The following is a 10745-nucleotide window of genomic DNA, read 5'->3' as shown; positions in this document are numbered from 1 at the left end:
CCCGCTCTCCACCGGCGCGCTGCTGGTCAATGGCCGCCACCAGCCGCGCATCGGCCACGAGGTCACCCACGAGATGGCGTCGGCGGAGCAGGTGGACCTGCTCTGCGCGTTCATCAAGTGGTACGGCCTGCGCATCGTCGAGCCCGCCATCCGCGAGCTGATCGCCCGGGGCGGCAAGCTGCGCGTCATCACCACGACCTACCTCGGCGCGACCGATCAGCGGGCCCTCGACCGGCTCGCGGAGCTGGGCGCCGAGATCAAGGTGTCCTACGAGACCAGGACCACCCGGCTGCACGCCAAGGCGTGGCTGTTCCGCCGCAACAACGGCATGACCACCGCGTACGTCGGATCATCCAACCTGTCGAAGACCGCGCTGATCGACGGCGTGGAGTGGAACGTGCGCGTCTCCAACGTCGAGCAGCCGCACGTCATCGACACGTTCACTGCCACGTTCGAGGACTACTGGAACGATCCGGCGTTCGAGGACTACGACGCCAGCAGGGACGCGGAGCGGCTGCGCAACGCCCTCAGCGGGGAGCGGCGCGAGGACTCGCCGACGCAGATCGCCAACCTGGACGTGCGGCCGTACCCGTACCAGGCGGAGATCCTCGCCGACCTGGACGCGGAGCGGCAGGTGCACGGCCGGCACCGGAACCTGGTGGTGATGGCGACCGGCACCGGCAAGACGGTCGTCGCGGCGCTGGACTTCCGGCGCCTGCACCGCAACAACCAGGTCGACTCGTTGCTCTTCGTCGCCCACCAGGAGCAGATCCTCACCCAGAGCCTGGCGACGTTCCGCCAGGTCATGCTCGACGGCAGCTTCGGCGAGACGCTGGTCGGGGGCAAGACCCCGACCAGGTGGCGGCACGTCTTCGCCTCCATCCAGTCGCTGCACCGGCGGGAGATCGACCCCGAGGCGTACGACATGGTGATCGTCGACGAGTTCCACCACGCGGAAGCACCGACGTACGCCCGGCTGTTGGAGCGGCTTCAGCCGCGCGTACTGCTGGGGCTGACGGCGACCCCCGACCGGGCCGACGGTCGGGATGTGCGGCGCTGGTTCGACGGTCGCGTGGCGGTGGAGCTGCACCTGTGGGAGGCGTTGGAGCGACAGTTGCTCGCGCCGTTCCAGTATTTCGGGCTGCATGACGACGTGGACCTGTCGCGGCTGCGCTGGAAGCGCGGCCAGGGGTATGACCTCGGCGAGCTTGACGGCCTCTACACCGGCAACGACGCGCGGGCGCGGCTGGTGCTGAAGGCGGTACGCGACACGGTCGACGTGGATCGGATGCGGGCGCTGGGGTTCTGCGTGAGCATCGCCCACGCCCGCTTCATGGCGGAGTGGTTCACCCGGCACGGCGTGTCGTCGGCGGCGGTGACCTCCCAGGTGGACCGGCCCGTGCAGCATGACCTGCTGCGGGAGTTCAAGGCCGGCAAGCTGCGGGTGCTCTTCACCGTGGACCTGTTCAACGAGGGTGTCGACCTGCCGATGGTCGACACGATCCTGATGCTGCGGCCCACCGAGAGCGCCACGATCTTCCTTCAGCAGCTCGGCCGTGGGCTGCGCCTGGACGACGACAAGCCCTGCCTGACGGTGCTGGACTTCATCGGCGGGCAGCATGCCAATTTCCGCTTCGACCTGCGCTGGCGCGCGCTGACCGGGGTCAGCCGCCGGGAGATCAGGGACGCCGTCGAGCAGGACTTCCCGTGGCTGCCCAGCGGCTGCCACATCCAGTTGGACCCGGTTGCTCGCAAGGTCGTGCTCGACAACCTGCGCACCGTCATGCCGACGTCGAAGAACGGCCTGCTGGCGGAGCTGCGGCACCTCGGGGACGTCAGCCTCGCCGGGTTCCTGCGGGAGACCGGCGTGGAGATCGAGGACGTGTACCGGTCGGCGACCATCGGCGGGTGGACCGGGCTGCGGCGGCTCGCCGGGCTGGAGTCGTCGACGCCGGGGCCGGACGACCGGGAGTTGGGCCGGGCCATCGGGCGGATGCTGCACCTCGACGACCCGGACCGCCTGGAGCTGCTGAGTCGGGTGGCGGCGGGCGAGCGGCCGAACGCCGGGCGACTCTGGGACATGCTGCACTTCGACCTGTGGGGGCCGAACGCGCCGCTGGCCTCCCGGGACGAGCGGCTGGCGCGGCTCTGGGCGGAGCCGGCGCGCTGCGCCGAGCTGCGGCAGGTGGCCGAGGTGCTGCGCGGCCGGATCCACCGGGTCACGCCGCAGCCGCTGTCGGCGGAGGTGCCGCTGCGGGTGCACGCCCGCTACAGCCGCAATGAGGCGTGTGCGGCCTTCGGCATGCCGAACCCGGGCTCGCTGCGGGAGGGGGTGAAGTGGCTGCCCGATGCCCAGGCGGATCTCTTCTTCGTCACCCTGGTCAAGTCGGAGGCGCACTACTCCCCCACCACCATGTACGCCGACCGGGCCATCACCGCCAGCCTGTTCCAGTGGGAGTCGCAGAGCACCACGTCGTCGGCGTCGGCGACCGGGCAGCGCTACATCCACCACGCCTCGCGCGGCTCGACTGTGCACCTCTTCGTCCGCGAGACCCGGGTCGCGGACCGGGACCTGGGCGCGCCCGCCTACCTCTACGCCGGCCCGATGACCTATCAGAAGCACACCGGCGACCGGCCCATGCGCATCATCTGGCGACTGGCACACGCCCTCCCCGCCGACGTGTACGCCACCGCCCGAACCATCGCCGCATGAGCCTGTGGCGCTATCCGGCTGGCACAATCTCTCGGACCAACGCCCGCATCCGGGTGCGGTCGGCGATGCTCGACGACATTTGTTTCAGACCTGCCGCATCGGGCGTGCCGAAGAAGCGGTGCAGTACATCTGCGGCCTGACGCCCCGTGATGCTCACCGGCCAATCAGCGGCACGTAACCCGGCCGCATGTGCCGCATGGATCAGGCGCCAGAGATCGACTGCATCCTTCGGGGCAAAACGTCCGCGGTAAGCGAGCGCTTTCAGGCATAACGCTGACGTTACGTCCGGGAGTGCGACGCACATGCTCAGATGGTCTTTGTTGGTGAGTTGGACGTCGACATCCAGCAACTCAACGGGCCGGTGCAGGGCGAGGACGAGACCAGGGACCTCGTCGACCACCAGGTCGCCGTGCCGTTGATTGGGCACCAGCACGCCCCGATATGACGGCGCAAGTATGTCGATCACCAAGCTGAGCTGCCCATATTCGTCTGCGCTGTCACGGGTGAACCGGTTCGCGGCCTCCCGTGATCGGTAGCCACGCTCGAGGAGAGCGCCTGGTAGGCGAGGGTCAGCGATGACGCTCGGCAGTGCGGCGAAGTCAGCGTCAGCCGTCTCGCGCAGCGGCACCTGCTCGGAAACGCCATGGAGCGCCACAAGCAGCGTGACCATGTGCCCGCCAACAATCCGGTAGTCCAGACCGAGAGCGGTAGTGATCTGCGCCAGGTCGGCAAGAGTCAGGAAACCCGTATCCGCGGCCCGGCTGGTCGAGACGACCGAAACCGGTTTCGGTGCCATCGGGTCCGCGCTCGACGATGTCGGCCCGGTCATGCCACATCCCTTCGGTCACGATGACGACGGCGTAGAACGTCCCACACGCGATGCGCCGCTTCCTCGCTGTCGGGGCCCGGCGAACGCCGCACGTCCCACAGGATCTGCAGCGGGTCGGCCAGCGGGAGGCTGTTCGTGACTGGCGTCGCCGAGCCGGAAGGCTGCCACAGGCCCGGGTCCCTCGGGACGTTGAACTCCAGGGTTGCCTCATCGCCCCCGGCGGGGACGAGGCCGGCGTCCTCCAGATTCGCTCCGGTTCGGCCATAGAGAACCGCACGGATGGGGGCGCGCCAGGGAGCGATGACGTCTGCACCGACATCGCCGGAGACCACGACGGCAGTCGGGTCAGTCGCCCCGACCAGCGCGACAACCGTCCGAGCCTGCTCAACTGCTGACGCCATCCCGTACCACCGGGTGCTGATTCCGCCCGGCCCGGGATAGGACTCCAACCACCAACGTATTGCCTCATCGATGTCCCGCACGACCCATCCATTGGGGGTACGACGGACGAGTTCTTGGTCAGCCAGGACGTTCAGGGCCTGCGAGACGCGCGGCTGGGAAACGCCAGCGAGGGCGGCCAGTTCCCGCTGGCTGGCGTACGGGCGCTGGAGCATTCTGCGGACCAGAGTGAGGGTGCCCCACGGCACCGGACCCCGCTTGGCGGGTCGCGTGGCAGCTTGCGGCGGAGAACGCAGCACTACTTTCACCCCGTTGACGCGTACGGTGCCGGTCACCTGCTGCCCGGTATCGACCAACCATGACCAGTCGGCTTCATCGACCGCTTGCCGCACGGCCGGTGAAGCCGCCGGGACAACGATCAGACACCGTTCTGGATAACGGCTGGTCAACGACGCGATGTTGCTGGGGCTCAGTGGCGTCGGCGATGAAACGACAGTCAGTAGGGCGCGGGCGCCCGCGTAGCTCAGTTCGACACGGTCGACACCACGAGGGACCAGCGTGACCCCAGCTTCGGTCAGGGCTTGCCACACAGATGCCGATATAAGCATTACCCACCCTCCTTGAGTAATACTTATACACCTCCTGACCTCACGACATGGCAGTGAAGACTCAAACGGCGTCGGCCTTCGGAGCGAACCTGACGTCCAGCTTCCTGTTGAGCGCCCGTGCGAGGCGCTCCAGTACCGGCAGGGTCGGCACGGTGCCGCCTGCCTCGAACCGGGCCACGGCGGACTGGGTCATGCCGGCGGACCTCGCCAACTGGCTCTGGCTCCAGCCCTTGTGTTCCCGCAGGTGCCGCACCTCCTGCCCGAGCGCGAAGGCGATGCGCGTCGCCTCGTACGCCTCGGTGGCTCCGGGCTCCGCCATTCGGCGATCACGCAGGTCATTCCAGTCGACGCGGTCACTCATCGTCATAGCGCTGATGCTATGCCGTGGAGTCCCCGACCTGCGCCAACTCGATCAGGACGCGTGTGCCGAGGCGTCCACCACGCGATTGCTGGCGATGGCCAACTCCTCGTCGGTGAAGAGCGGACGGAAGCGTGGCCGGATCACGACCGCCTCGGCGGTCAGGTCGACCCGCCCCCGCTCCCAGAGCGCCGTGAACCCGTCGGAGACCAGCGGGTGGTGCAGGAGCTGCCGGGCCGTGGCGAGGCCACCCTTCTCCGTCACCATCCGCAGCAGCAGGCTGGCGTGGTAGTTCGCCTCGTCCCGCGCCCGCTCGTACGTACGCACCATCGCCTCGTGGAACGCGGCTTCGAGCGCCCGCCGGTCGGCCGAGGCCTCGACCGGCTCGTCCGCCGGCTCGGCCTCCTGGTCGTACGCCCGCACCATCGCCTGGTGCAGCGTCTCCTCCAACTCCCGGCGGGCGGGCGTCCCCTCGCCCGCCGGTGCGGGCCGTGGCTCGCCTGGGCCGCGCGGCTCGGGCGCGGGCCGGACCGGCGGCGCGGCCGGGCGAGCGTCGCGGCTCTCGCCGCCCGACAGCCGCAGGAGCCGGGTGACGCTGCGGAAGCGTACGGCGGCGGGGCTGGCGGCCGGGAAGTACTGGACCAGGCCCGCGTGCCGGCCGCGACTGTCCTCCACCGGCATGTCGCGCTTCATTGACGCCGCAGCGATCACTGCCTTCGCCTCGTGCGGGCGCACCCAGCAGACCAGCCGCGCGCCGTTCGGGTGTGCCCGCTCGACGCGGACGTTGGCCCGGTACTTGCGCGCCTCGGGGGAGGCACTGTCGTAGTAGCGGGCCCACCCCAGGACCTTGCCCTCGTGCCGCACCGGCACGTCGCGGCAGTGCTGGTAGCTGTCCAGGGCGGCCACCGCCTCGTACGGCCGCAGCCAGGCCACGTTCCGGTAGCCGGCGGGCACGGGCGCCATGCCGTCGTCCGGGGTCCCCTCCGACTCGTCGGCCGGTGGCGGGGCCGCGCCGGGCGTGGGCCGCACCGGGGGTACCGCCACCCCGCGCGGCTCCTTGTCGCCGCTGCCCTCGGAGCCGGCGCGGGCAGCCGGCGTCGGAGGAACGGGCTCGACCTCGACGGGCTCGGTCACCACCGACGGCGGTTCGGCGCTGGCGGAACCATCGTTGCCGGTCGCCTCCACCGGCGGCACAACGTCGTCGACCGGCACGGCGGGCACCGGGGCCGGCGCGAAGGTAGGCGTCGCGCGGGTTTCCTCCGTGCTGACCGGCGCAGCCTCGACTATCTCGGCGTCGATGACCGGCACCGTCGTCGGGGACGAGACCTCGATGCCCAGCTCGGCGATCCGCTCCCACAGCGGCTCCAGCGCCGCCTCCGGGTCCCGGCTGAAGACGCTCCCCCGGATGCGTACGAAGACGCAGTTGCCGACCCGCTCCAGCACCGCCTGCCGGCGCATGTCGCTCTCCCACTGGTCCGGCCCGTGGTAGGCGTCGCCGTCGCACTCGATGGCGAGCCGCCGCCCGTCGGGTGCGGGGAGGACGAAGTCGATCCGGTACCCGCCGATGCGGAACTGCGGCAACGGCCGGTATCCCCGGGTCAGGACGCGGCGCAGCACCGCGCGTTCGAAGTCGCTGTCGCAGCGCTTCTCCAGGTCGTCGTAGGCCTCCTCGGCGGCGGTGACGTTCTGGCAGTAGGTGAGCAGCAGCCCCCGGGCGTCGTCCTCGCGCAGGTCGGCGGGCTGCACGGAGTGGAAGACCCAGAGCTGGTCGCGGGCGCGGGAGGCGGCGACGTTGACCCGCCGGTGGTGGTCGCGCTTGGTGAAGGCGGAGACCATGCCGTTGTGCGGGGAGACGACCGTGGAGACGAGCACGATGTCGCGTTCGTCGCCCTGGAAGGTGTACGGGTCGCCGACGCGCAGCCGACGTCGTTCCATCTCCTCCTCGCCCACCACCTCGCGCAGGCGGGTGAGCAGGTAGATGGCCTGACCGCTGGTGCTGAGCAGGCTCACCACCCCGATGGTGCGGCCGTCGTACGCGGGGTCGGCGACGATCGCGGCGACCCGCTCGACGAGGGCTTCGGCCTCGGCGACGTTGACGTTGCCGTAGGTGGGCAGGTCCTGGCGGATGCCCTCGGGCACGTGCACGGCGATGACGGGTTCGCCGATGCCGGCGGGCCGGTCGGTGCGCAGGGGCTCGATCTCGCCGCCGTAGTACGTCTGGCTGGAGAAGCCGATGATCGCCGGTACGGAGCGGAAGTGCTCGGTGAGCAGGATCCGCTCGGGTGAGCGGCGTACGGCGTGGTCGTAGAGGCTGCTCTCCGGGTCGAAGTGCTCGGCGGAGGGCACGTCGACCAGGTGGGAGTTGATCAGGCCGGTGACCGTTCCGACGAACGACAGCTGCGGGCCGATCTGCTGGTCGTCGCCGACGACGACGGCCCGTTCGGCGAGGCTGAGGATCGGCAGGGAGAACATGTCCGCCTGCGACGCCTCGTCGACGATCACGACGTCGAAGTGGGCGCCGCCGGCGAACTGCTCGATGGCCCGGTCGACGGACATGACCCAGACGGGCACGGCGTCGACGGCGGAGTTCATGGCCCGCCGGGCGTGCGCCTGCCACTGGGCGGCGTTCTTGCCCGTACCCTTGCCGATCTTGCGCAGTGCGGTGGTCCAGTCGGCGAGCGCGGCCCGGCGCCGGTCGTCGAGTGCCTTGGACACCTCCAGCCAGGACGAGGCGACGACGAGTTCCTGGGTCAGCCGCCGGATCCGCTCCCGCGTCTGCTCGATCCGGCGGCCCAGCGCGACGGGGTCGACGCTGCCGACGACGGTGTCGAACCAGGTCTGTGCGCGGCGCCACTGCCAGCGGTGCGGGCAGTCGGCCCCGGTGCCGCCGATCGCGACGGCGGTGCCGTCCTCGATCTGGGCGGTCCAGCCGGGCGCCGCCGGCCGCAGCCGTTCGGTGAGCTGCGCGAAGCGTTGCGCGTCGGGGCGCAGGGCGGCGAGCCGGCGCACCTCGTCGAGGATGCCGTCCCACCCTTCGAGGTCGGCGCGCTGGCGGCTCTGGTCGAGCAGCCGCCACAGCTCGCTGGCGTCCGTGCTCGACGTGCCCTCCTGGAGCACCGTGCCGAGGGTCCGCTCGTCGGCGACGAGCCGGTCGTGGTCGAACACGGTCGCGCACCGGGAGACCAGGTCGGCGAGGGAGGTCAGCCGGCGTACGTCGACCGCCTGCTCGGCCCGGGGGAGCAGGCGGCGGACGGTGGCGTGCAGGGTGGGCCAGCGGCGGCGGTCCCAGTCGAGCGCGGTGGCGGCGTCGGTGAGCAGCCGACCCACCCACAGGTCGGGCTGGTCGCCGAGGTCGGCGGGGAGGTTGAGCAGTTGCCGCCACTCGGTCCACCGGGTGTTCAGCTCCTGACGCAGCCGCAGCCGGGTGACGTACGCGACGACGATGTCGACGTCCTCGGTGGTGCGCAGGGGCTCGCTGTCGATGCGGCATTCGGCGGCGAGCCGGGCGAGGGTGCTCTGGAAGAGCCGGTTGACGCCCTTGCCGGTCGCGAACCGCTGCCGCAGCTCACCGAGCTGGGCGAGGAGGCGGCGCGGCTCGGCGAGCTGTGCCTCGGGCACGCTCACCTGGTGGCCGGCGAGGGTCCGGGTCGCCGCGGTCAGGTCGGTGAGCGCGCGCTGGCAGGCCGCGACGTGGTCCTGCCACATGGTCTGCCAGTTCGGGTCGGCCTGGAGCAGGGTGGCCAGCCGGTCGGTCCACGCCCCCTCGCGGCCGGCGAGCAGGGTCAGCGCCTGACGCAGCTGCCCGACGAGGTCGTCGAGCGCCGGCCGGCCGAACGCGCGTACCTCCGGCAGGACGACCCCGGCGGCGGCGAGCCGGTCGAGTTCCTCGCGGGCGGCGGCGAGTTCGCGCCGCCCGGCGAGGACGGCGGCCTCCGCGGGCAGTTCGGCGGCCGTGGGCAGGTGCCGCAGCGCCTGGGTGCGGTCCTGTCGGACGGTACGCCGGGCGATGTCGAGCAGCTCGGTGAACTCCTCCACGCCCAGCGGCGCGGCCACGTCCGGCGCGAGGGCGTCGGGGATGTCCCCGTAGCGGTCGGCCCGCTCCCGCAGCCAGTTGCCGACGTCGCTCGGCGACAGCCGGATGCCGTCGATCTCGTAGTGCGCGGACTCGTTCTCGGCCATGGTGCGCAGGCCGCCGAGGGCCTGGCCGAGGTCCCGCTCGGCCTCCTCCAGTTGGCGGCGCAGCCGGTCGACGCGCTGCTGCTCGCCCCGCTTGTCGAGGGTCGCCCCACGGTCGGAGAGTTCGCGGGCGGCCAGTTGGAGCTGCACGAGCTGGTCGGTGGAGCGGCCCAGCACCGCCAGGCACAGCGACTGGATCTCCTTCGGCAGGCCGTCGCGCAGGACCCGCAGCGGGTCCTCCTTCTGCGCCACGACGAGCACCCGCTTGCCGTGCGCCATGAGGTGGCAGATCAGGTTGCGGATGGTGTGGGTCTTGCCGGTGCCGGGCGGGCCCTGCACGGCGACGTTGCGGTGCTGCGCGAGCCGGCGCGCGATGGACTCCTGCGCCTCGTTGGTCGGCAGCGGCATGAGCAGCCGCTCCCCCAGCGGCGCCCACCGCGCCGGCTGGTCCTGCGGCATCTCCAGCCGGCTCGGCTCGTGCGCCAGGATGGCGGCCAGCGAGCCGATGCTCGCGGTGTCGCCGGCGAGCAGCCGGGCGCGCAACTCCTCCAGGAAGCGGCGCAGCATCCGCTGCCGGGGCCGGACGAAGAGCACGCCCGTGTCGTGCACGTGCGGGCCGGCCGGGGCCGCCGCGCCGCTGTCCCGTACGACGGGGTCGTGCCCGAGCCGGCGCAGCGCCCGCTCGAAGAACTCGACGCGGTCGAGGTCGTGCCAGACGTCGAGGTCGAGCTGACCGCCGGAGCCGGCCAACGCGAGCAGTTGACTGAGGTAGCGCTCGTCGAGGCCGGTGAGCGGGTCGGTCTGGAGCCGGGGCGCGCCCTGCGGCGCCACCGTGACCATCGACCGGTCGGCGTCGAACTCGATGGCGACCGGGGTCACCACCAGCGGGTACTGCACCCGGTGCCCGGCGACGTCGGTGCGGATGACGCCGTGGCCCCACACCAGTTCGTGGGTGGCGGCGTCCATGTCGACGCGGTGCTTCAGGTCGAACAGGCTGCGGTGCAGTTGCCGCGTCGCCTCCGTACGCCGGGTCTGGTCGGCCCAGGGGCGCCACTCCCGCTCCCGCCACTGCGCGAACCGCTCCTGGAGCCTCTCGATCGTCTCGTCGTCGCCGACGAGCCGGGGTTCCACGGCGTACGACGGCGCACCGGCCAGGTACGGCGCGAACTCCGCGGGGGTCCTGATCGGTCTCGTGGCGGCGGGCAGGCCGACCCGCAGCCAGCTGGCGCCGTCGGTCGAGACGCCCACCTCGCAGGCGGCGTGCGCGGGGAAGTCGTGCTGCCAGAAGGCGTCGGCGGTGGGAACCGTCCGGGCCGGCTTCTCCAGCTGCGCCCGCACGGCCATCAAGTACTCGACCAGGGAGGTGGCCCGGTCCCGGATGAGTGCGGGCGATTCCGTCGAGGACGTGGAGCGGGAAAGCATGCGGCACCTTTGGTTCTGCTGGGTGGACCGGCCAGGACGGGACGGATCGACCTGTCGTCAGGAGATCGGCAGGCGGGCTCGTCGTACGAGCAGTCGGTCACCTCCGCGCTGACGCACGGCTCCCACCTCCCCACTGGCGGTCCCCGGACCCTACCCACAAGAGTCCTACCAGCGGGACCCCCGAGGTTCCACCGATCGGCCGGCCTCGGCTCATCTGTTCCCGCCGTCAATTACCTACGA

Annotated in this window: 5 protein-coding genes; 1 reads left to right on the top strand and 4 read right to left on the bottom strand. The window is 71.3% G+C overall.

What is annotated here, in order from left to right:
* The coding region (locus F6X68_RS34725; protein WP_305069287.1) for a DUF3427 domain-containing protein at positions 1-2713 on the top strand (2713 nt) is incomplete at its 5' end.
* 10 nt (positions 2714-2723) lie between these two features.
* On the opposite strand, the gene F6X68_RS12635 is transcribed toward F6X68_RS34725, so the two are convergent.
* The 4 genes from F6X68_RS12635 to F6X68_RS12620 form a co-directional block, all read right to left on the bottom strand.
* A complete protein-coding gene (locus F6X68_RS12635; RefSeq protein ID WP_151454458.1) occupies positions 2724-3542 on the bottom strand; it encodes a hypothetical protein in 819 nt (272 codons plus the stop codon).
* Entirely contained in the window at positions 3539-4549 is a 1011-nt protein-coding gene (locus F6X68_RS12630; protein WP_151454457.1) for a MarR family transcriptional regulator, read from the bottom strand. Before F6X68_RS12630 ends, F6X68_RS12635 begins: the two co-directional genes overlap by 4 nt.
* Positions 4550-4610: 61 nt before the next feature.
* Entirely contained in the window at positions 4611-4916 is a 306-nt protein-coding gene (locus F6X68_RS12625; protein ID WP_225852170.1) for a helix-turn-helix transcriptional regulator, read from the bottom strand.
* Positions 4917-4961: 45 nt separating this feature from the next.
* Positions 4962-10505, bottom strand: coding sequence for an AAA domain-containing protein (locus F6X68_RS12620; RefSeq protein ID WP_225852169.1), 5544 nt, complete (start codon positions 10503-10505; stop codon positions 4962-4964).
* Positions 10506-10745: the final 240 nt, after the last annotated feature.

The sequence above is a fragment of the Micromonospora sp. AMSO12t genome (assembly GCF_008806585.1).
Classification (GTDB): domain Bacteria; phylum Actinomycetota; class Actinomycetes; order Mycobacteriales; family Micromonosporaceae; genus Micromonospora; species Micromonospora reichwaldensis.
The sequence above is the reverse complement of the archived record's forward strand: the minus strand, read 5'-3'. Positions and strand labels throughout refer to the sequence as shown.

Bases quoted from the DNA above. Each gene is read 5' to 3' on its own strand.
- F6X68_RS12630 (WP_151454457.1), bottom strand. From the start codon at position 4,549: ATGCTTATATCGGCATCTGTGTGGCAAGCCCTGACCGAAGCTGGGGTC.
- F6X68_RS12625 (WP_225852170.1), bottom strand. From the start codon at position 4,916: ATGACGATGAGTGACCGCGTCGACTGGAATGACCTGCGTGATCGCCGA.
- F6X68_RS12635 (WP_151454458.1), bottom strand. From the start codon at position 3,542: ATGACCGGGCCGACATCGTCGAGCGCGGACCCGATGGCACCGAAACCG.
- F6X68_RS12620 (WP_225852169.1), bottom strand. From the start codon at position 10,505: ATGCTTTCCCGCTCCACGTCCTCGACGGAATCGCCCGCACTCATCCGG.